Genomic DNA, 22579 nt, shown 5'->3' on the forward strand with positions numbered 1-22579 from the left:
CCCACGACAGATCCGTCCCCTTGCCCCAACAAACGTAAAGCGTCCGGTGAACACATCCCCCTGACGCTGATAGGGAGCCGTCGCCTCCATTGAACCGAAGCAGTAGTGGTTATGCGGAATCTGTTCTCTGCATAATGACTGACCGACCATGTTTAGGGTGCTTGTCATGCCAGCCTCCGCTGATCAAAACTCCGCTGTCGTTTTATGCGCAGCTTCCAATAACGACCTGGAAGATCTGGTAGCCATCAGGATTGAGGCCATGCGCGAGAGCCTTGAACGGCTTGGACGATTTAACCCAGATCGAGCGCGCGAACGATTTGTTGCTGGGTTCGACGTTAACAGCACTCGCCGCATAGAAGTATCAGGTGATCTGGTCGGTTTTGTCGTAATCAAAGACCACCAGAGCGAGCTTTTGCTTGACCACTTGTATGTGATACCCAGTGCTCAAGGAGCAGGAATCGGCTCTGAAGTCCTTACTCAGATCTTCAGAGAGGCTGATGAGATCGGGCGTCCCATCAAGGTCGGTGCTCTCAAGGAAAGCGCTTCAAATCGTTTTTACACTCGCCATGGCTTCGTGTTCGTCGAAAGCGGTGAATTCGATAATTATTATGTCCGAGCTAACGGTAATGCCGTTGATTTGGGCGACTAGGCAGATCTTGTTACGCCGCCCGTCAGATGTTGCACCTTTAGATGAACAAAGGGGATTGATCTATTTTCTGGAAAATAAATCTGTGCCCTTCTTCGTCCGTCCCCTTCTTCGTCCCCTTCTTCCTCCGCTTACGCGTCGACACCATGGGTGAGCAGCTCAAAGACATGACGGTTACGCGATGGGCCGATGAATGTCCTGACGCGCCACCAGAGCCCAATAAAGACGACGCGGGTTAGTTACTGGCTTGTGGAAATCCGTCTGTTTAAGCGACTTTCTGAATACTGTTTAACGACACTCACCGTTACTTCCTCAAGGCTACAACGCCTTGCGTCATTGCCTACGACTACGCCAGAATCCGCCGGCTTGTGCGTCTGGGGTGCGGGTCTTATCGTTTCCGGGTCACTGAAAAACAGTGATCGGGTTTGGTAGCCCGACCTCCCATATGACGCATAACGTCACCTAGCGCAGATGCCCTTTCGGCATTTGTCTTATGGTGGCCATGCGCAGGGCGCCCTCGGGCGCGCCGGATTTTCCATATGGGCCGGTCTACCAACCTTCGTATGGCCACCACCACTCGTTTGGTAGCGAGAGTGATGGCTCCTTAAGTCCCATATGGAGCTACATCTATGTTCAAGCCAACACCAAACCCACCAGAAACCGATCCGGTCTCCCCCTACAAATTCCCAGACTCCCGAACCCTCAACGAAGCCGCCGAACGCGCCCTCGACCACTACCTCACCCCACAACAACGCATCATGGGCAGCCACCACAAGCACGACCCCATGTACCTGGCCAACCCGGCGTACAACACCGAATCCCTCCTGGCCAACGCCAGCGAATCACTGGGATCGGCCAGCGAAATGCTCAACAACTTTGCTGCGACGCTGGAGCCTGCGCATCGCAAGACTGCGATCGGGATTGCGCAGTTGGTGATGTTGAGCGAGTTGGCGGTGAATCAGGCGCTGGATCATGTTGAGGTGAAGGCGTAAGCGGCTGCGCGCTGTAGCTCAATAGAGGGAAAGAAAATGGCCGGGATCGTCAGATGTGACTGACGACCTCTTACCCCATGAACAAACCAACTACTCCGGCACATTTCGATGTGAACTCGAGTATTCAGATCTGTGTCTATCCTCACCATTTAAGCGGAACGGGTCGTTTTTCTAAAAAATAGATCCGTTCCGATCTTTTCTTTCAATACCCAAGCTCTGTAGATGGTTGCCTTGGAATACCATCAAGATTATTTACAGCGACTGACATCGACCACTGATTATTTGAGTGCGATGGCAATGTCAATTTCTATAATTTCCCGCACAGCTCAGACATATCAACAAGTTAGCTACGCCCTTGGTCAATTTCGGCTTCGAAATTCATTCCGAGCAGGCACTAAACACGTCGAAGAACTTGAGCAATAGAACAATCTAGCCTTAAATATATCCGCCACATGAAGAAAGCCGCTATCAATACGCAGGATTTACACTTCATTAAGGATGCAAAAAAATGAAATCACGATCACGAAGCATGCTAGAAAAATCTATATCAGCAATGCTTTCAGCAATGGAAATTTATAACAAGCCGGATTTTAAATACCGAGAGGAAAGCTTCTCGGTATTATGCATAAACGCTTGGGAATTACTGTTCAAAGCAAAAATCTTGAGCCTGTCAAGTAACAAAGCAGCGTCATTATACGCGATGGAGCATCGAACTCTAAAGAACGGTGAAAAATCAAAGCTCCCCAGACCAAAAACCAATCGATCCGGAAACCCGATGTCTATAAGTATGTTTGAAGCATTCCGAATAATCACCGAAGAGTTCGGAAGCAAGATCGAAAAAGCCGTGATCGATAACATAACCGCATTAAGTGAAATCAGAGACAACTCCATTCACTTCATTAATGACGATCTGATGCTGAGCCAAAAAATACAAGAGCTTGGCACTGCCTCATTACAAAACTATGCAAACATCGTGAAAAGCTGGCATGGCAACATCCTCTCAACATATAACTTTTACTTGATGCCACTTTCTTTTTTCCGAGGATTTGACGAAGCACCAGGCATAATGCTGAACCCGAAAGAGAAGAAAATCCTGGATTACATAGGCCAAATAGAAAAAACCTACGACAGCGATGACATTGGAGCCTATAACCTCACACTGAGAATTGATATAAAATTACAAAAAGTAAAAAGCGACGACGGCTTGCCAATTCAATATTCCACGGACAGCAATGCAACTAGAATCATAATCACCGAACTGGAAATATCCGAAAAATACCCGTGGGACTATCAAAACCTCACCACCCGCTTAAAACGCCGATTCAAAAACTTCAAACAGAACAACAACTATCACGCCATTCGCAAAGCATTAGAAGAGGACGATAAATTTGCACATAAGCGGTACCTTACGCCTGGCAGCACGACTGGAATTCCAAAAATCTTTTACAACCCAAACATTCTCAAAGAGTTCGATATACACTATGAGAAACACTGACAATCTTTACAAAAAAAGCATCAAAAAAACGGACTGAGCTATTTTATAAGATAGATCAGTCCTTTTTTTTCTACTATCTAAGCAATTTTGCTTTGTTAGTCGCGACATCAATCGCCCTAGATTGACTCATTCCAATATTCACTGATGCTGCCAACCGCTGCTTATCCTTATCGGTCGTGTGAAACATATGCAAGTGATAGAACACTAAGCTCTGCAATATAGTAAAAGCAAAATTATTTGAAATAGTATCTTTCGCTAACTTTTCAATCGCTTCAAACGGGATATGCCCCGGATGGACCAAACATGAGGCTATTCCGATCAACCGATATGCATTGTTTTGCTTATTAGCTACAAGTGAGTTTATATCTTCACGGATTTTTTCAGAACTCACCACCTGACCCACACGCGCTATAAAACCTGTGCAGATCATGCCGAGTACTTGGAATGCAAGCCGCTTCGCTGTCTCTTTAGCTTCGTTAGCAGTTAAGTCGGGCTTTCGGTCGTTCAGCATTCTTTCTAATTCAGCAACAAATGCATCGGGCTGATCAAAAATCTCCTCAAAAATAGCCTTCAAACTACGTAGCGAACCATTAAAAATTTGCTCCAAGTAGCTAGCTTTGCGAGAGCGCTCCAAGGATCCATAATAATTCTTAGTGATATGCCCCATAATTTCCGACGTTTTAATCATCAGGTTTATGTTAGAGCTAAAGCTAAGTATGGAATCAGCATCACCAGGAGACAGCGAGTTTGTTTTAGGTGGTTCGGGAATATCGCGAGTATCAGATAAATCAGCAGCACGCCGAGATTCTAACTGATTTTTCTCAACATCTTGATCATTAATTTCATCGATAACTATTTGCGCCGTAGTATTAACTAGCGCGCTAATTGATGCAATATCCCCATTAAATTCGATCGGCGCCTGATCGGAAAAACATCCATTTAAAACATCCGATACCTGCTCTATCACCCAGGGATTGTTTCCGTGATGCGTCAGGAACATTACACAGTTCGCATTTTCTTTGCGATAAAGCTCCTTACAGTAACCCCTGACCAGCTCTTTAATACTATCCTTATGAAGATTTGCCGCAAGATACTTTCCGACAAATAAAAAGTAAACATAAGAATAACTAAAGCTAAATAGATCACCATCCTGCTTCAGTATTTTTGCTTGTTTTAGCAATGACAGCCTTGTGTCAAAATCAACTGTCGCATACTCATCGCAAAAATTTCTATTAAATTCCCTAAGATTTTCCAGACCAAGCTCCGTCACATCTCTACTTTTGAAAAACCAAGCAAGATGAGATAGATAATTAAACATCTCATTTAGATGATCAAGCCTAAAATCGGCCTCTTTCAGACTCTTAACTATCAGGAACTCATAATATTGAGAAAAGCTGCTATTTTGAAGCTCAGTTTGTTGATCTTGCGCGCAGCTTTGCAACAATATCAGCAAATAAATTGGCTTTGACGGGACGAGGTTCTTCCCTAGGATCACTCCTAGAATACGTTCAACATCATGTACTTTCCTATCCAACTCTGACTTGGTATTTAACCCCCCAAGCATGCACCACTTCTTAATCAGATTGTGACGCATTAGATGCCCGAATGGACGTATTTTCAACGTCTCAAAATCCGAAAGCGCCTCAGCTGCCGAAGAATCAATATATTCATTCAATTGATATCTTGAGCTAGCAGTAACTATTACAGCCCCAAATGACTCGCTCAGATACTCTATTAATTTTGCTTGGTTTTTTGATCCGCCACTCAACCGATCCAGATCGTCAACAAGAGCAACCTTATTAATCCTCTCTGCGTAAACAAAATCCTCGTTTTTTTCGTACTGCACCTCTGCAAGCTGTGAAATTTTTCGGTCAAGCTCCCTCGTTCCAACTGAACTAAGCTCGGCAGCCTTTATATATACTGGCAACCCCCCTTGTGAATGAATGTCAAAAAAAGCTCTTTTTAACAAAAATGATTTTCCAGACTCGTCATCACCTAAAATCAGTGTCCTGCCTAGCTCCTGCCAACTGCTTATGACCTTGTCGGCAAATATATATTTTTTATCTTGCTCCGCATTGGTATCTTCCAACTCCGGATAAAGAAATACATCTTCAGCGACTATTTTTTGTTTGCTCTCATGAGTAAAATTACCACCTGCATCAGATAGAAAATCAATAAATCCAACGGAAATTTTATTGATTTGTCTTGCACACCCACCTGATACCTTTAGTGCATGCTGAAGTTCCTCAAGTTCCACCGGGAGTGTTTTACCTGCTTTGAATCTCTTCTCAAAAACCACTTTTTCATCAAGGTCAAATAAAAGACAACTAAATTTTGGATCAAACTCATTACCATGAGGCTGTAAAGCGGCACCTTCAAAAATCAAAACATTCCCAATTGATCCATCCACTACTTCTTCAGACGCAGATGAGTGTTCATGACCGGAAAGGATCGCATTTGAGTGCGTTCTCAGCGCTTTCTTTAGTGGATGATAACTTGCTTGGCAATACCAATTTAGGGGGTGATGTATCAGTGACAACCTTAGATTAGATGGAGCTTCAAGAAGATCATAGTAATTTTCGATTGGGAAGACCAATTGCCCCTGAGGCTCTGGAAGTCTTGACATCCAGGCTGCATTAAGTGAAGAGACCCGAACAACCGCACCTTTTATGTTTAATTCATACTCTTTCCAAAGGCTATCCGAGTACACAGGAGTTAATGTTGTCACCCTGTCCTGAAACTTAAAAAATTCACTCTGCACAGAAGTACAATCGTTCACGAGACCTTTGCTATTTGCCCGTGCTGGATCCTTAACAATCTGTTCAATTATAATTGTTCGGCCTTCGTTCTCAGGCTTGAGCACACAATCATGATTTCCAGGCGCTAAAAAAAAATCGACACCTCGCCCTATCTCGGATTCAATATCCTTTTTAATACCATCAAAAAAAACCTCGGCCAAGTCATACTCTTCTTTTTTGCAACTAAAAGCGATATCACCAGTAATTATTATTGCAAATGCGTCGCTTTGATGAGCCGTTGTGTAACATGCTTTCGCTATTGATAATCCAACTTCTAAAATCTTGTCAGCCGAACTCTTTATATGAATATCACTTACATGCAACACACCTAGCTTCATCAGAAACTCCCAGTTCTTAGTTATAGCTCATACTTGGCGCCAGAAGGAATTTGATCTTTCTATAGTTCAGCCATTTATAAAACTATTATTGTTTTTTTGTAGAACCAATTGCCACTGTTTTGATATCACGTTTTTTCGTTCCACGCAATTGGGCGGGACGAATTCGATCAACGGCTTAGGCCTAGGGGCTCTATCTACAAGCAATTGCCAAGGTGAATGCCTGCTACTGGCTCGGACGTCCTCTGAGAATTGAAGATGAGCGTTCTTGAGCGTCCGAAAACGACCACACATTTTTTTGTCCAATTTCGAGACACTTAAACCGGTCGCCGAGAAGTCACTCTCTTAACTGAAGTGACGAGATGACTGATACCAACCTCACAACTCACGGCCTAACCAACCTAGGCATCTCCACCCCCTCCCCCAACCTCTCCACCCCCAACCGCACCCTCTCCCCACCCTGCTCAATCACCACCCCATCCCCCTCCACCGCCACCAACTTCACCCCAGGACTCACCCGATCCCCCTGCAAAAAACTCCTCGGCGGCCCATCGTTCAAACTCAAAATCGCCACCGCTCCCCGACTTCCCGCCATCACGCCACTCACCTTGATCTCCACCGGCGCCGTTCGATTGGAAAACCACTGCAACGCCGGGTTATCGCTGCGCGCAGCGAGCAGTTGCGGGGTGGCGGCCGGGGTGTGGGATTCGGCGGTGGTCAGGAGCAGGGATGACCAAGTGGCGATGCCGACCAGGGCGGCCAGCAGTGCGGCGGCCTGGATGAGTTGGGGGGGTGAAAAGCGTGCGGTGTATCTCATGGGCTGAATCTCCTTTTAGTCCCGGTGACCAGACTACGCGGCAATTCTCACGGTTTTATTTCACACGCCTTACATGTTGGCCGTGCAGGATGGTTTTTTGGGACGGGGCTGGACGCAAGGGAGTGCGCAATCGATGAACCGGTGCAGGCAGCAGGGTTTTACGTTGATCGAGTTGATGGTGGTGCTGGTGATCATCGGTATCGCCAGTGCGGCGATCAGTCTGAGTATCAAGCCCGATCCGTTGCAGTTGCTGCGCAAGGATGCCGAGCGCGTGGCGCAGTTGCTGCAGATTGCCCAGGCTGAGGCTCGCGCCGATGGCCGGCCGATTGCGTGGTTGAGCGATGGCAAGGGGTTTCGGTTCAGTCGGCGCAGTGACAGTGGCAAGGGCTTTGATCATTTCGATCGGGACCCGCAGTTGCGGCCGCGTCCCTGGCAGAGTCCGAAGCTGGAGGTGCGGGTGGAGCCCAAACAGAAGGTGGTGCTCAACGCGGAGTGGATCAATCCGCCGCTGCAGTTGACGTTGTCTGACGGGCTCAATCGGTTGAGTGTGCTGCGCGATGCTTCGGGCCGGATTAGCGTGCAATGAACAGACAACAAGGTTTTACGCTGATCGAGGTGATGGTCGCGATTCTGTTGATGGCGGTGGTCAGTCTGATTGCCTGGAAGGGGCTGGACAGTGTCACCCGCGCCGACAGCCATTTGCAGGCCAGTGGTGAGCAGAGCGACAGCCTGTTGCGGGCGTTGAATCAGATGCAGCGGGATGTGGAGATGCGCGCCGGGATCGAGCTGACGGAACCGAAGAAGGTCGGCACCGAGGATGAACCGGCGACGGCCCCGCCTGCCGTTACGGTGCGCAGCAGTGACAGCAAGGGGTTTCGGCTGGACATCATTCGTAGCGCGGCGGATCAGCCGGGGGCGTTGCAGCGGGTGCGGTGGTGGCTCAAGGGCGACACGCTGTATCGCGCGGTGGCGCCGGCGCGTAGTCGGTATCCGTTGCCGGCGCCTACTGCGGGGGTGGCGGTGTTGGGTGAGGTGAGTGATTTGCAGGTGCGGGTTTGGGAGGCGGACAAGGGGTGGCGGCAGTTGAGCGGGAATCGCCGGGAGGATCCGTTGGGGTTGGAGGTTCGGTTGACTCGGCAAACACCGCAAGGGCCGGAGAAGTACCGGCAGGTTATGGGGCCACTCCAGTAACTTGGTCCACTGAGGTCCCTGTGGGAGCGAGCTTGCTCCGGGCGGCGATCCGACGAAGGGGCCGGAAGATTCAACATCTCATTGCCTGAACTACTGCTTTCGCGATCAAGCTCGCTCCCACAGGGTTCTGTGGTGTTTGTGGGGGTTGTGTTGGGTTAGCTGAGGACTACGACGCCGCCCGGTAGCTCGGTGCATTTGACGCCATAGGCATCGCGGATCAGGGCGCCTACGCCGGCCAGTTGGTCGAGGGAGAAACGTGCTTGTACCCGGCGTTGGCCGAGCTCCCGATTGAGCAGCAGCAACATCCCCGGACGGTAGCGGTTGATCTCATCAATCATCTGACTCAGCGTCGCACCGTTGAACACCAGCACCTGCTGACGCCAGTTCATCACCGCCGCTGTGTCGACGCTTTGCACAGTGCCAACCTGTTGCGCGTCATAGGTCAATTGCTGGCCCGGTTCCAGGCGCAGGCTGCGGCCTTCGACTTCCACTTCTACAGCGCCATCGAGGCACGTCACGCACACCTGCTGATCGAGGTTGCGCAGGTTGAACCGCGCCCTGCTCGCCCGCAACCAGCCGCCACCGGCCTGCATCGCCATGGGCAGCCGTGCGGTCTGCACTTCGACTTCGCCGCTGACCAGTTCAAAACCTTGCACGCCCTCATCCACCGAACGCTGGTTGATGCGGGTCTGGGTGTTCAGTTCCAGGCTCAAGCCATCGGCCGGTTCGACCCGACGTTGCTGGCCAACTTCGGTGATGTAATCAGCGCCAAGCCCGGAGAACCCGCCCGGAATCGTGCCGCGCACCAGCAGGAACGCTGCCGACGCGGCAATCGCGCCGCCGAGAAACGCCCGGCGTCCAAACCGTCGTGGCGCCTGTGTCGCTTCGGCCGCCGGTTGCAGCAGATGCCACAACGCCTTGCACTCTTCGAAGGCGCGGGCGTGTTCGGGGCTTTGCGCGCACCACTGGCGCAGCGCTCGGGCGTCGGCGACCGTGGCGCGGCCGGAGGTCAGCAGGATCAGCCAGTCGCGGGCTTCGCTTTGCAGACGCTCGGCAGGCGTGGGCTCGGCAGGTGTCAGACGGAAAATGTTCAAACGCACAGGTACTCGACGGGTTGATCGGGACACTAAATCGGAGCTTCATTCACTAGACGGTTTTCCGGCCCCGCGACCGAACCGCTGAAACACTTTTCTTTCCAGTTTGGCCGCGCAGTGTCCGAGGGCAGCCTTGATTTCCTTCTCGACCATGCGCGTGGAGATGCCGAAACGCTGGGAGATTTCCAGGTGCGGCGCCTCTTCCAGCCGTGCGGCGATGAAGATCCGGCGGCGCCGGGCCGGCAGTTCGTAGAGGGCGCTGAGCAGGGACTGGATTTCCTTCTGGCCGCCGACCACGCGCATCGGGTCCAGCGCTTCGTCGCTGACTTGCAGCAGTTCTTCGACTTCGCTGCCGGTGAGCAGCCGCGCATCGGCCTGGCGGCGGTCGGCGGCGATGTTCAGGGCCATGCGATAGAGGTAGGCGTTGGGCCGCAGCAGGTTCGGCGGCGCTTCCATGCGGTCGACCCGCAGGTAGGTTTCGTGCAGCACGTCGTTGGCCAGGTCCTCCGAGCCGAGACGGCGTCGCAGGCGTACCCGAAAGTCCTCGTAGGACGTCAGGAACAGCTGGACCATCGAACTTTGTCCGGCGTCTTTCATCCCCCGGAAACTCCTTCCCATTGTGTGCATTCCATGCGCTTTCCTGACGATTCGGGTAACAACAGCAACGTGACTGGCTGGCGCAATGCGCCGGGAGTCGGCCGGTCGATTTTCAGCGTGTGAAAACTGTCTACCAGCGCTGCATCGCGCCGAACATCGCCGGTGGTGGTGACCAACCGGTTGTGCTGCACCACACCGTCGCGACCGATCCACAGCTGCAACACTGCGCGAAAACTGCCGGGCCGGGTCAGCGGCGAGCGGCACAGGTTGCGTTCAATCGCGGCCTGCACCGCCGTGGCGTAACTGCGGTTGACGGCTGCGCTGGCGGGAGTCGGTTTCTCCGCCGGCATTGGTACTTCCTCGACTTGCGCAACCTGCAAGGTGAACGCGTCGTCGCGGCTGTACTTGGCCATCAACCCGCTGCCGCCGAGCATCCGGCGTAATGCTTCGGCGGCGGTGAATTCGCCATCCACCGCCAGGGAACGTCGACCGCGACTCAACTGGCTGTCGACCAGCACCGCCATGCCGGTGGCGCGGCTGAACTGATCGAGGGCGCGCGCCAGTTCCTGGGCCGGGATGTGCAGCGTCATGCGCATCGATGCCGGCACCGGGTCGGCGCTGGCGCGGCTCAGAAACAAGCCAAGCAGCAGCCCCAGACAGAGCTGGCGCATGAGCGCTGAGCGCACAACATCCTCCCTGGCACGGCCTCGCTGCACGGCTGATGTATCCCTGAAAACCGTCATCCTGAGGGCTGTTTATGAATCTGGTGTGACGGCCACTGCAAAAAAACCATCACGGGATCGGCGCCGCCGTTGCACTAGACTCTTGAGCTAGAGCGGCCCCTTCGGGCCGGCCAGGAGGCACGCATGAAATCAGTCTGGAAAGTCGTCTTCGGCGGGTTGTTGCTGACGGTGTTGGGCGGTGCACACGCGGAGGAGCCGCTGGGTTGCGTCGAGGTGACGGTGGGCGGCTACAAGGCGCCGAATTACGATTGCCTGAGCCAGCAGATGGGCAACAACCCCAATGGCGCGGCGGCTGCGCAGAAGAATCAGGAAGCGATGAATGTGCCGGTCAACAAGCGGCCGCCGAATCAGGTGGGGCTGGCGACGCCAGCGGCCACCGCAACGCGGATGGGAAACACGTTTGGCACGTCGGTGAAACCGCAGCGGCCACCGAACTAACTGATCTACTGTGGTAGCGAGCCTGCTCCGGGCGGCGATCCGACAATAGCGTCCTGTCAGTCAACATTGATCGCACAGACAAACCGCCATCGCTAGCAAGCTAGCTCCCACAGGGTTTTGTGTTTGGCATTGTTCAATGGTCTGCGGGAATCTGGCGAAAGCTCACCGCCAGCCGATTCCAGCTGTTGATGGTGCTGACGGCCATGGTCAGGTCCACCAGTTCCGTCTCGCTGAACTGTTCCCGTGCCTGCTGGTAAACATCATCAGGCACCCTGCTATCCGCCAGCAGCGTGACGGCCTCGGTCCAGGCCAGTGCGGCCCGCTCACGCAGGTTGAAGAAGCCGCTGTCGCGCCAGACTGCGATGGCGTACAGCCGTCGATCTGTCTCCCCTGCCCGCCGTGCTTCCACCGAATGCATGTCGGTGCAAAACGCGCAGCCGTTGAGCTGCGAGGCACGGATCTTGATCAGGTGCAGCAACGGCGGTTCGATGCTCAGGCTGCTGGTCAGCGCTTCCAGGGCAATCATCGCTTTCATGGCTTTGGGTGAAGCGCTGTAGTAATCCAGACGCGGGGACATGGGCGGGCCTCGGGCAGCAGAAGAGTGATTTCACGGTAAACGCTGGTTCGGCAACGTTACAGCCCCAATTCCACGAAAAAACGGCAGACCACTGATCCAGGCAAAACACGAAACCTGTGGGAGCGAGCTTGCTCGCGAAAGCGGTGTGTCATTCACCTTTGACAGTGGCTGAACTGACGCCATCGCGAGCAAGCTCGCTCCCACAGGGCCCTATGCCAATTTGGGGGATTTGCACTACGCAACTTCTGCCGGAACTACATTCGGGAGTAATCTGGCCGGCACACTCAATCGCCCGGAGAGCCCCCTCGGTATGGAACTTCATGTCGTGATCAACGGCCGCAAGGACTTGGCCGGTCAGTTGTACCAACAACTGCGCGGCGCTATTGAATCCGGGCGTCTGGCCGCCGGCACTCAGCTGCCGCCCAGTCGTTTGCTCGCCGAACAATTGGGGATTTCGCGCAAGACCATTTCCGACACTTACGCGCAACTCACGTACGAGAATTTTCTCACCGGCGTGATCGGCAAAGGCACTTACGTCAACGCCCGCTCGACGCCGGTGCTGCGCAAGCAAAGCCATTCCGAGCTGGCCAGTTCCGAAGTGATCGAGAGCTGGCGCAATCTGCCGGTGTTCCTGCGGCATCCGACGCTTGAGGGTTCGTTGCGCTATGACTTCATCGGCGGCGCCACCAGCAAGGGCCAGTTCCCCCAGGATGACTGGCGCCGCTGCGTCTCTCACGCGCTGCGGCAGATGGCCAATTCCAAAGGTTTCTACAGCGTGCCGGAGGGCCTGCCGGCGCTGCGCAATGCGATTGCCCGGCACATCGCGTTTTCCCGGGGCGTGAACTGTCAGGACGAGGACATCGTGGTGTGCAACGGCGCGCAACAGGCGCTGGATTTGATCACCCGGGTGTTGATTCGTCCCGGAAGTCTGGTGGCGATGGAAGATCCCGGTTACCCGCCGGCGCGGCTGCTGTTCGGCACTCATGGCGCCACCGTGGTCGGCGTGCCGGTGGATGCCGAGGGCATTCAGGTCGAGCGGATTCCCGAGGGCACGCGGCTGATCTACGTGACGCCGTCGCACCAGTTTCCGCTGGGCATGCCGATGAGTCAGGCGCGGCGCGAAGCCCTGCTCGAACGGGCCCATGAGCTGGGCGCGATCATCATCGAGGACGACTATGACAGCGAGTTCCGCTACGAGGGCCGCCCGACTGATTCGCTGCACAAGCTCGATCAGCGCGGCATCGTCGCCTACGTCGGCACCTTCTCGAAAACCCTGCTGCCGGAGTTGCGCCTCGGCTACGCGATCCTGCCGCCCGCGATTCTCGAAGCGGTGATTCGCGCCAAGCAGCTCACCGATCTGCACGCCTCCACCCTGCCCCAATGGGCGTTGGCCAAGTTTATCGCTGAAGGCTGTCTGCTCAAGCACATCCGCCGCTGCCACACCATTTATGCCCAGCGCCGCGAGCGGATCCTGGCGCGCATGGCCACCGACCTGTCGCCGTGGCTGGAGGCCGTACCGCCCAGCGCGGGGTTTCACATGGCGGTGTTCTGCAAGGTGCCGATCGACTTGCCGCTGGTGATCGAACTGGCAAAAAAAGTCGAAGTCGGGCTGTACGCCATCGACGGTTTCTATTACCAGCAGCCGGCCAGAAACGGGATGTATTTCGGTTTCGGCGCCATCGAGACGCTGGACATCGATATCGCACTCGACCGCCTGCGCGACATTCTGCAACAGGTCGTTGGTTAGATTGGACTAAACGATTAACCGCCGATTGGTTATTGGTGATCCGGGGGTGCAGGCCTATCCTGCACAAGCGTTATCCCTCAATGAGCAGGATTCGTCCGGCCTGATTCAGGAGTGTGAGCAATGTCCAACGAAGTGATCAACACCGTACAGGTGCAGGCTGCAGCCGGCCGATCGGAGGAGCTGGGCAAGCAGTTGCAGAAGATCGTCGAAACCCTGCGCGAAACGCCGGGCTGCGATTCCTACATGGTCGACCGCTGCCCCGAGGACAGCCACCGCTGGACGGTCAGCGCCCGCTGGCAGTCGGAAGCGGCGATGCAGGCGCATTTCAATCGCCCGGAAGCCCAGGGCTTCATCGACCTGATCGACAGTCGTCTGGCCAATAGCGTGGATTTCAACAGCTTTCCTATCGTCTGATCCGCCGCCTTCGCGAGCAAGCTCGCTCCCACAGGGTTTTGTGCAGTTCACTAATAATATGAACGACACAGAAAACTGTGGGAGCGAGCTTGCTCCGGGCGGCGTTCCGACGATGGCGTACTCGAAAGCGCAGAATCCCCCAGATTGGTCACCCAAACTTCCCGAATATTGGCCGTTTGAATACCCCGGCCCGCGGACTACTGTGATTACCGACTCCCCAACTTGATCAGGTGATCCCCATGAAAGTCCTGCACTTGCTTGCCGCCCCGCTCGCCGCTCTGGCCCTCACCATCAGCGCTTCGGCACTGGCCCACGGCACCGATTCCCCGTCCGAGAAAATCTCGGTGCTGCAGGATCAGATGCTGAAAAACGTCCCCGGCAAAAAAGCCATGATGATCGAAGTCGATTACAAGCCCGGCCAGTCCTCGATCGCCCACAAACACGACGGCACCGCCATGGCCTACGTGCTGGAAGGCGAGATCGTTTCCCAGGTCAAAGGTGAGCAACCGATCACCTACAAGAAGGGCCAATACTGGTACGAGCCGGCCGGTTCCGAGCATTTGATCTCGAAAAACGCCAGCAATAGCAAACCGGCCAAGTTGCTGGTGTTCATGGTGCTGTCGCCGGACGAGCAAGTGCTGATCCCATTGAAAAACTGATGGTTGTTTAACCAGCCATAAATAAAAGGCGCAAATTATTGATTTGCGCCTTTTTTATTTCTTGCGGCAATTAATCAAGAACGCTTACAGCCAATAAAACTATTGCATGACAGTCATTCAGCAAATTGTCAGGTTGTTTTCAGTTTGCCGGGAGTAGTCTGAGGCAACTGTCGCCGGTTCCATTTAATCAACCCCGACACCTCTGACTTTCCGACTGAAGTTGCTTCACGGGAGACTCACCATGAAACTTGCCTTTGCCAGTACCTTGGCGATATCGGTTTTAGCGTTGTCCGCCTGTTCCGTTCCTACCGCCCCCAAAGCGGTTTCTTCCCTCGACACACTGTTCACCCAACCGGTCGGCCGCAGCAGCGCCACCCAGGTCAAAAGCGGTCCCGGTGTCTCGCTGGGCGTCGTCTACAGCCCGAGCACCCAGACCAACCGCGAATACCTACGCGACTATCAGGCCAACGCCGGCACCGGTTTCGGCCAGAGTTTATTGGTGCAGCCGATCCACGACGCCTACGTCGCCACCTCAAAACCGGACATGGCGGTGGATTGGGTCAAAGCCTCGCTACAACGCCAGTTCGGCTCGGTAACGGTGTACCCGGACATGCAGAGCCTGCGTGCGGCCAACCCGGATGTGGTGGCGATCGTCGACACGCACAGCCAGTTGATTACTTCACGCAGTTCGGACATCAAGGCCGATGTGAGTGCAGACTTCTATGACGGGAAGTTCAACTATATCGGGACGGCGAAAGGCTCTGAGGCGAAAGAGTTGACGCCGATCTGGGCGGACTTCAAGCGTTCGGAGGAGATTGTTGCGGATATTAATCAGCAGCAGGAAGTTCAGGTTCGGGCGTTGCAGAAGTTTGACCAGTCGCTCAGTAATTTATTGACCAGGCCGGCAGATAAAGTGTCGATGCTCGATAATAAACAAGGACATAACTTGCAGTAACGACAAATCCATCAGGCATAAAAAAGCCCCCGCATCTCGCAATGCAGGGGCTTTTTCATTCAACGGCTACTCAAGCAAGCTCAAGTTCCGCAGTCGCCGAAGCAGGCACGACCGCCTGACCGCTCAGCGCCACGTCGTTCAGCTCGCGGTTGGCCACCGCGTACATGGCGTAGTCGGTGCCGCTGGCAGCACGGATTTCCACCAGCATCGCGCGCCAGCGTTCGATCATGGCGTCGTTCTGCTTCATCCACAGTGCCAGACGGGTTTCCACGTCCGAATCACCGCCGCCCGCTTGCAGAACGGCGATGGTGATCGCGCGTTGCTGCCAGTCGACGTCGTCGCGGAACGCTTCACGGGCCAGGGCTTGCCAGTTGTTTTCAACCGGCAAGGCGCTGATCTGCGAAATGTACCAGGTGATGTCCAGCGCGCTGCCCACGGCGAAGTACGCCTTGGCCACTTCGGCTGGGTCCTGACCGGTCACGTCGGCCGCTTCGATGATCGGCAGCAGCGTGTAGAGGTGGGTAGTGCCCGCCACCATACGCGCCAGCAATTCCGGTACACCGGCGGCGACGTACGCCTGATAACGCTCCTGCCAGTTCTCGCGGATTTCGCCGCTCAGCAGCTCGTCCAGTTTCAGGCCCAGCTCCTTCAGGTGCGGACCGAAATGCGCGACGTCACGGGCAGCGTTCTGCTCGTTGCGGCGGGCACGCAGGAACCAGCGCGTAGCGCGACGGCCCAGACGCATCAGCTCGTCCATCAGCTCCAGCTGCACGTCAGCGGAAACCTGATAGTCCAGCGCTTCGATCTGACGGAACCAGTGCGGGAGGTGGAAGATGTCACGCACGATCACGTAAGCGCCCGCCACGTTCGCCGGGGTCATGCCGGTGGACTCTTTGAGTCGCTGAACGAAAGTGATGCCCATGTGGTTGACCAGATCGTTGGCGATCTGGGTGCTGACGATCTCGCGCTTCAGGCGGTGACGACGCATGGCTTCGGAGAACTTGCTGACCAGAGTCGGCGGGAACGCCGTTTCCATGTCGCGGGTCAGGTAGTCGTCATCCGGCACCAGGGAGCCCAGCAGCTGCTCCTTGAGGTCGATCTTGCTGTACGAGATCAGCACCGACAGTTCCGGACGGGTCAGGCCATGGCCTTCGGCAACGCGTTCGGCCAGTTGCTCTTCGGTCGGCAGGAACTCGATGGCGCGATCCAGCTTGCCACGGCCTTCCAGGTCGCCCATCAGACGCTTGTACTCGGCGATGCGCGCATAAGCACGTCGGGCCGCCAGGGACAGGGCCTGAGTCTGCTTGTAGTTGTTGCCCAGCACCAGACCACCGACTTCGTCGGTCATGCTCGCCAGCAACTGGTTGCGTTGCTTGTCGGTCATGTCGCCGGCCTGAACCACTTCGTTCAGCAGGATCTTGATGTTCACTTCGTGGTCGGAGCAGTCCACGCCACCGGCGTTGTCGATGAAGTCGGTGTTGGAGCCGCCGCCATTGAGACCGAATTCCACACGACCCAGTTGGGTCATGCCGAGGTTACCGCCCTCGCCCACCACTTTGCAGCGCAGTTCGTTGCCGTTCACGCGCAGCGCATCGTTGGCCTTGTCGCCGACATCGGCGTGGCTTTCGGTGCTGGCTTTCACGTAAGTACCGATACCGCCGTTCCACAGCAGATCCACCGGCGCCTTGAGCAAGGCGTTCAGCAGTTCGGTCGGGGTCAGTTTGTCGGCCTTGATGTCGAAGCGTTCCTGCATCTGCGGAGAGATGGCAATGCTCTTCGCGCTGCGCGAGAAGATGCCGCCGCCTTCGGACATGATGCTGGTGTCGTAGTCGGACCAGGCCGAACGCGGCAGGTCGAACATGCGCTGACGCTCGACGAAGCTGGTGGCCGGGTTCGGGTTCGGGTCGATGAAGATGTGCATGTGGTTGAACGCGGCAACCAGTTGCAACTTGTCGGACATCAACAGGCCGTTACCGAACACGTCACCGGCCATGTCACCCACGCCGACCACAGTGATGCTGTCTTCCTGGACATTGATGCCGCGCTCGCGGAAGTGGCGCTGTACACCGACCCACGCGCCCTTGGCGGTGATGCCCATTTTTTTGTGGTCGTAACCGGCCGAACCACCGGACGCGAACGCGTCACCCAGCCAGAAGCCGTAGTCGATGGCGATGCCGTTGGCGATGTCGGAGAAGGTTGCAGTGCCCTTGTCCGCCGCGACGACCAGGTACGGGTCATCGTCGTCATGACGCACGACGTTGGCCGGCGGTACCAGTTTGCCGTCTTTCAGGTTGTCGGTGATGTCCAGCAGACCCGAGATGAAGATGCGGTAGCAGGCGATGCCCTCGGCCGCGATTTCGTCACGGCTGCCGCCCAGTGGCAGGCGACGCGGCAGGAAGCCGCCCTTCGCACCCACCGGCACGATGACCGAGTTTTTAACTTGCTGGGCTTTCACCAGGCCGAGGACTTCGGTACGGAAGTCTTCTTCACGGTCGGACCAGCGCAGGCCGCCGCGAGCAACGTTGCCGAAGCGCAGGTGCACGCCTTCGACGCGTGGCGAGTAAACGAAGATTTCGAACTTCGGAACCGGTTTCGGCAGTTCAGGGATCAAGTGCGGGTTGAACTTGAAGCTGAAGTACGACTTGTTCTGGCCGTTGGCGTCGGTCTGGTAGAAGTTGGTACGCAGGGTCGCTTTGATCAGGTCCAGGTAACGACGCAGGATGCGGTCTTCGTTGAGGACTTGAACGTCGTCCAGCGCGGTCAGGATTGCCTGCTCCAGACGCTGTTGCTTGTCGTCCAGATCATCGCTGCCGAGCTTGCGCGCCAGATAGAAACGGGTCTTGAACAACCGGGTCAGTTCGCGAGCGATGTCGGTGTGATTGTTCAGGGTGCTGGCGATGTAGCCGAGGTCGAAGCCCAGGCGGATCTGCTTCAGGTAGCGGGCGTAGGCACGCAGCAGCGCAACGTCGCGCCATGGCAGGCCGGCGGTCAGCACCAGACGGTTGAACGCATCGTTCTCGGCATCGCCACGGACGATGTGGACGAACGCGTCCTGCAGGGTGTCGTTGAGTTGCTGGATGTCCAGGTCCAGGCCTTCGGCAGCGGTGAACGCGAAGTCGTGGATCCAGAACTCGCGGCCGTTGGTGTGACGCAGACGGTACGGGAATTCACCCAGCACGCGCAGACCAAGGTTTTCCAGGATCGGCAACACGTCGGACAGTGCCAGCGGAGTATCGGCGTGATACAGCTTGCAATGCAGCTCGCGTGGGCCGGAAGCCAGCGGCTGGTAGAAGCTCATGGCCAGCGGCTTCTTCTCGCTCAGGTTAAGCAGGTGCTGCATGTCGACCACAGCCGAATGCGCAGCGAAACGCTCGCGGTAGCCGGCCGGGAAGCCTTTCGGGAAGTCGGCCAGCACGTTGGTGCCGTTGGCTTCGCCGAAGGTTTCGACGGTCAGTGCGGCGTAGTCGTCCTGCCAGCTGCGGCAGGCCTGGATCACTTCGTTTTCCAGTTGCAGCGGGTCGATGTCGATGCGGTTTTTCGGGTCGACGCGCAGGATCAGTTGCACGCGAGCCAGCACGGACTCGGAGAAGAAGGTCCAGAACTCGCAGTCGGAAGCCTTCAGGCGTTCCATCAGCACTTGCTGGATTTTCTGGCGGACTTCGGTGGAATAGATGTCGCGCGGCACGTAGGCCAGGCAGTAGCAGAAACGACCGTACGGGTCTTTGCGCAGGAACACGCGGATCTTGTTGCGTTCCTGGATCTGCACGATCGACATCACGGTGCTGAACAGTTCGTCGACCGGAGTCTGGAACAGGTCGTCACGCGGCAGCACTTCCAGAACCTGAGCCAGTTCCTTGCCCAGGTGAGCCTTGGCCTGGAATCCGGAGCGACGCTCGATTTCCTCGACCTTGCGGCGGATGAACGGGATGACACGCACGCTTTCTCCATACACCGACGAGGTGTACAGGCCCATGAAGCGGTGTTCCTTGATCACTTTGCCGTCGGCATCGAGTTCGCGGATCGACACGTAGTCCGGGTAGGCCGGACGGTGTACGCGGCTCGGGTGCGCGGCTTTGGCGAAGGACAGCAGCGTCGGTTCGCGCAGGTAGGCAACGGCGTAGTCTTCGATGCGCAGCTCGTCATAGGTCATGCCGGTGCGCAGCAGTTTGGTCAGGCCGAGGAAGGAATTCTGGTCGTACTTGATGTGGCCGCCATCCGGCTCATCGGTCACGGTGAATTCTTCGTAGCCGAGGAAGGTGAAGTGGTTGCCCACCAGCCATTCCAGGAAGCTCTTGATTTCGTTCTTTTCGTCGGCATCGACGGCGAATGCGCTGTTATCGAGCTTGGTGAGGATTTCCTGCACCTTGGCCTTCATCGGCTCGAAATCGGCGACCGCGACGCGGACTTCACCCAGGACCTGTTCCAGCTCCTTGGACAGCACATTCAGTTCGGCCGCGTTGGCGCAGCGGTCGATTTCCAGGTACATCAGCGACTCGTGCAATACGCCTTCGCCGGTCGAACCTTTTGGCAGGATTTCCAGCAACTCGCCCTTGCTGCCACGACGCACGCTGAGCACGGTGGTCTGCAGGGTATGGATGCTGTAGCCGCGACGGTTCAGCTCGGTACGCACCGAGTCCACCAGGAACGGCAAGTCATGGTGCAGCACTTCGACCGCGGTGTGGGTCGACTGCCAGCCGTGACGTTCGTAATCGGGGTTGTAGACGCGCACTTGTGGTTGCGCGTGATCGAAGCGCTCAAGCAGGCGCCACGCAGAAAGAGTACAGCCAGCGAGGTCGGAGAGGCGACGTTGGGTCAGCTCGTCCAGGGAAATGATGCCGAAGAATTGTTCAGCGAACAGCGCCACTTGTGGCAGTGCCTGTTCACTGATGTGCTGCGCCAGTGCCGCTTGCAGTTGGTGCTGGAAGTCGGCTTTGCTGGCTGCGGTGAAGAACGCCATCTGTGGTACTCCGCTTGGGCTTGTTATTGATGGAAAGCGTCGCGTACAAAACCCCTTTCGGGGCGTTCCGTCGCCCTGTTCCTGATTCTCGGGCAGAGGAAACAGGGTGACAGGTGGGTGAAGCTGGACGAGACACTCAGGTCACATTCACCTTCCATGAATGGGCATCTGCAAAAACGACTGCCCGGCGCCGCTCGCGGGGCCATGGCAATGCCTTTACGGGTGCTCATCCGTTGCGCAGCTTAATGGGTGCGACAATGTGTCTGCTTGCGGTGCTGCGACATATTCGGTCATTGGCACGTAAACCAAGGCTTGCGCATCGGTAAACACTAGCATTCATGGGGCAGAACGCCGGTCTGAATGCCCGTTTTTACGGTACATGCGTGCCAGGAATGACCATTGACCTGTGTCGCGTTCACGACACATCCTCTGACACTCTCACATGCAGAAATTCCCGGGGGCTGGCAGAATCGCGCCCAATTGCGACCAACAAGCCCGCCGAGGCAGGAATTCCCCATGCAAATGACCACCGCCCTTTTGATCGTCAACCCGTGCGACGACGAAGAAGACAACATGGCCATGCTCTGCTGCCACAGCGACAAGGGCGACATGTTCCTGATGAGCCGCTATCCGGACGAAGACGAGCTGGAGATCACGCTGGATGGCGAGCCTTCGACCCTTGATGGTGTCAAGGTCACCCTGAGCAAGACTCTGCTGAAGATCGAAATCGCGGCCGCCGATGCCGATGCGTTGAATGGGGATGATGTGCTGGAAATCACCTTCAACCCGGACATGGTGGATCTGGCTGAAGTCGAGGAAACCCTGAAGAACATTCTTGATGGTACTGGCACCTATATCAGCCAGATTTGATGGTGTCTGAACTGGCGCCTTCGCGAGCAAGCTCGCTCCCACAGTGACCGCGTTCTGTCAGGAGAACATAGTTCATTGTGTGAGCGAGCTTGCTCCGGGCGGCGTTCCGACGAAAGGGCCCGAAAGAACACCGCACCTCCCCCACCCTACAAAATTCCAACAATTGCCCCGGTCATTTCCCGCACTTTGCGCAAAATGCCGTTAGTCGCCACCCCCTGCGATGGATTAAAGTAACGCCCCCAGCCCCGGCGTTATCCGAACGCCTGTGGCCACCCTTTCCAGGAACAGTCATCGATGGAACATCGTGAAGCGCTGCTGGCGCTGCGAACCTTTCTTTCAACGCAGATTCTCGGCCAGGAAAAACTCATCGAGCGCTTGCTCATCGCCCTGCTCGCCGACGGCCACATGCTGGTCGAGGGCGCTCCGGGTCTGGCCAAGACCAAAGCGATCAAAGAGCTCGCCGAAGGCATCGAAGCCCAGTTCCATCGCATTCAGTTCACCCCGGACCTGCTGCCCGCCGACATCACCGGCACCGAGATCTATCGCCCGGAAACCGGCAGCTTCGTGTTCCAGCAAGGCCCGATCTTCCACAACCTGGTGTTGGCGGACGAAATCAACCGTGCCCCGGCCAAGGTTCAATCGGCGCTGCTCGAAGCCATGGCCGAGCGTCAGGTCAGTGTCGGGCGCAGCACTTACGAGCTGTCGCCGCTGTTTCTGGTGATGGCCACGCAAAACCCGATCGAGCAGGAAGGCACCTATCCGCTGCCCGAGGCCCAGCTCGACCGCTTCCTGATGCACGTGAAAATCGGTTTCCCGGATGCAGCCGTCGAACGCCGCATCCTGCAACAGGCCCGGGGCGAAGCCCTGAACGGCGAGACCAAGCCCGAACGTCGGGTCAGCCAGCAGGCGATCTTCGCCGCGCGCAAGGAAATCCTCGGTCTGTACATGGCGGACGCCGTGGAGGAATACCTGGTGCAACTGGTCATGGCCACGCGCAACCCGGCCAAGTTCGACCCGGAAATGGCCGAGTGGATCGCCTACGGCGCCAGCCCGCGTGGTTCCATCGCCCTCGACCGCTGCGCCCGCGCCCACGCCTGGCTGGCCGGTCGCGACTTCGTCAGCCCGGAAGACATCCAGGCTGTGCTGTTCGACGTGTTGCGTCACCGCATCATTCTGTCGTTTGAAGCCGAAGCCGCTGGCATCGACCAGGATCGGGTGGTGCAGCGGATTCTCGACGTCGTAGCCGTCGCTTGA

At 56.0% G+C, this 22579-nt stretch carries 19 protein-coding genes; 12 read left to right on the forward strand and 7 right to left on the reverse strand.

All coding sequences use genetic code 11. The annotated features are described in order from the left end of the window. The first annotated feature begins 166 nt into the window (after positions 1–166). The 3 genes from AC1Q9F_RS04340 to AC1Q9F_RS04350 all read left to right on the forward strand — a co-directional run bounded on the left by AC1Q9F_RS04340 (position 167) and on the right by AC1Q9F_RS04350 (position 3133). Positions 167–649, forward strand: a complete 483-nt coding sequence (locus AC1Q9F_RS04340) for a GNAT family N-acetyltransferase (protein ID WP_492618845.1) — start codon at positions 167–169, stop codon at positions 647–649. Between the two features lie 626 nt (positions 650–1275). Further along, a complete protein-coding gene (locus AC1Q9F_RS04345) occupies positions 1276–1638 on the forward strand; it encodes a DUF6124 family protein (protein WP_007959368.1) in 363 nt (120 codons plus the stop codon). Between the two features lie 529 nt (positions 1639–2167). Continuing rightward, entirely contained in the window at positions 2168–3133 is a 966-nt protein-coding gene (locus AC1Q9F_RS04350) for a DUF3644 domain-containing protein (RefSeq protein ID WP_492618844.1), read from the forward strand. 73 nt (positions 3134–3206) lie between these two features. Here AC1Q9F_RS04350 and AC1Q9F_RS04355 read toward each other — a convergent pair whose 3' ends face one another. Beyond that, positions 3207–6269, reverse strand: coding sequence for an anti-phage protein (locus tag AC1Q9F_RS04355; protein ID WP_492618843.1), 3063 nt, complete (start codon positions 6267–6269; stop codon positions 3207–3209). A 382-nt stretch (positions 6270–6651) separates the two neighbouring features. Then, positions 6652–7083 (reverse strand): type II secretion system protein N, encoded by a 432-nt coding sequence (locus tag AC1Q9F_RS04360; protein WP_492618842.1) that lies wholly within the window; start codon positions 7081–7083, stop codon positions 6652–6654. Positions 7084–7216: 133 nt separating this feature from the next. Here AC1Q9F_RS04360 and gspH point away from each other — a divergent pair, with 133 nt between their 5' ends. After that, entirely contained in the window at positions 7217–7669 is a 453-nt protein-coding gene (gene gspH, locus AC1Q9F_RS04365) for a type II secretion system minor pseudopilin GspH (protein ID WP_011334577.1), read from the forward strand. Then, on the forward strand, positions 7666–8274 hold the full coding sequence (locus AC1Q9F_RS04370) for a type II secretion system protein GspJ (RefSeq protein WP_207982988.1): 609 nt from the start codon (positions 7666–7668) through the stop codon (positions 8272–8274). Before gspH ends, AC1Q9F_RS04370 begins: the two co-directional genes overlap by 4 nt. A 155-nt stretch (positions 8275–8429) precedes the next feature. Here the strand turns inward: AC1Q9F_RS04370 and AC1Q9F_RS04375 are convergent, their stop codons facing one another. From AC1Q9F_RS04375 to AC1Q9F_RS04385, 3 genes are read right to left on the reverse strand one after another with little or no spacing between them, the layout of a single operon-like run. Next, positions 8430–9368 (reverse strand): FecR family protein, encoded by a 939-nt coding sequence (locus tag AC1Q9F_RS04375; RefSeq protein ID WP_064600865.1) that lies wholly within the window; start codon positions 9366–9368, stop codon positions 8430–8432. Positions 9369–9413: 45 nt separating this feature from the next. Then, a complete protein-coding gene (locus tag AC1Q9F_RS04380) occupies positions 9414–9965 on the reverse strand; it encodes an RNA polymerase sigma factor (protein ID WP_011334580.1) in 552 nt (183 codons plus the stop codon). Continuing rightward, positions 9962–10636 (reverse strand): STN domain-containing protein, encoded by a 675-nt coding sequence (locus tag AC1Q9F_RS04385; protein ID WP_169430668.1) that lies wholly within the window; start codon positions 10634–10636, stop codon positions 9962–9964. Before AC1Q9F_RS04385 ends, AC1Q9F_RS04380 begins: the two co-directional genes overlap by 4 nt. Positions 10637–10831: 195 nt before the next feature. Here AC1Q9F_RS04385 and AC1Q9F_RS04390 point away from each other — a divergent pair, with 195 nt between their 5' ends. Beyond that, the gene (locus AC1Q9F_RS04390; RefSeq protein ID WP_492618841.1) at positions 10832–11146 is read left to right on the forward strand and encodes a hypothetical protein; all 315 of its coding nucleotides are present in this window, start codon (positions 10832–10834) and stop codon (positions 11144–11146) included. Positions 11147–11279: 133 nt separating this feature from the next. Here AC1Q9F_RS04390 and AC1Q9F_RS04395 read toward each other — a convergent pair whose 3' ends face one another. Further along, positions 11280–11723 carry a carboxymuconolactone decarboxylase family protein gene (locus AC1Q9F_RS04395; protein ID WP_492618840.1) on the reverse strand — a complete coding sequence of 148 codons (444 nt, stop codon included), beginning with the start codon at positions 11721–11723 and terminating at the stop codon, positions 11280–11282. Between the two features lie 310 nt (positions 11724–12033). Between AC1Q9F_RS04395 and pdxR the strand changes: the two genes are divergently transcribed. The 4 genes from pdxR (at position 12034) to AC1Q9F_RS04415 (ending at position 15498) form a co-directional block, all read left to right on the forward strand. After that, a complete protein-coding gene (gene pdxR, locus AC1Q9F_RS04400) occupies positions 12034–13470 on the forward strand; it encodes a MocR-like pyridoxine biosynthesis transcription factor PdxR (RefSeq protein ID WP_492618839.1) in 1437 nt (478 codons plus the stop codon). Between the two features lie 120 nt (positions 13471–13590). After that, a complete protein-coding gene (locus tag AC1Q9F_RS04405; protein WP_007959339.1) occupies positions 13591–13884 on the forward strand; it encodes a putative quinol monooxygenase in 294 nt (97 codons plus the stop codon). A 239-nt stretch (positions 13885–14123) separates the two neighbouring features. After that, positions 14124–14543: a cupin domain-containing protein gene (locus AC1Q9F_RS04410; RefSeq protein WP_492618838.1), complete on the forward strand. Its 420-nt coding sequence runs from the start codon at positions 14124–14126 to the stop codon at positions 14541–14543. Positions 14544–14784: 241 nt separating this feature from the next. Further along, positions 14785–15498, forward strand: coding sequence for an ATPase (locus AC1Q9F_RS04415; protein WP_492618837.1), 714 nt, complete (start codon positions 14785–14787; stop codon positions 15496–15498). A 70-nt stretch (positions 15499–15568) separates the two neighbouring features. On the opposite strand, the gene AC1Q9F_RS04420 is transcribed toward AC1Q9F_RS04415, so the two are convergent. Further along, the gene (locus AC1Q9F_RS04420) at positions 15569–20455 is read right to left on the reverse strand and encodes an NAD-glutamate dehydrogenase (RefSeq protein ID WP_492618836.1); all 4887 of its coding nucleotides are present in this window, start codon (positions 20453–20455) and stop codon (positions 15569–15571) included. A 516-nt stretch (positions 20456–20971) separates the two neighbouring features. Here AC1Q9F_RS04420 and AC1Q9F_RS04425 point away from each other — a divergent pair. Further along, complete coding sequence (locus tag AC1Q9F_RS04425; RefSeq protein ID WP_011334588.1) at positions 20972–21325, forward strand: hypothetical protein; 354 nt, start codon at positions 20972–20974, stop codon at positions 21323–21325. A gap of 294 nt (positions 21326–21619) precedes the next feature. Beyond that, positions 21620–22579, forward strand: coding sequence for an AAA family ATPase (locus AC1Q9F_RS04430; RefSeq protein ID WP_007913915.1), 960 nt, complete (start codon positions 21620–21622; stop codon positions 22577–22579).

This window comes from Pseudomonas sp. GW823-FHT04A03 (genome assembly GCF_058796615.1).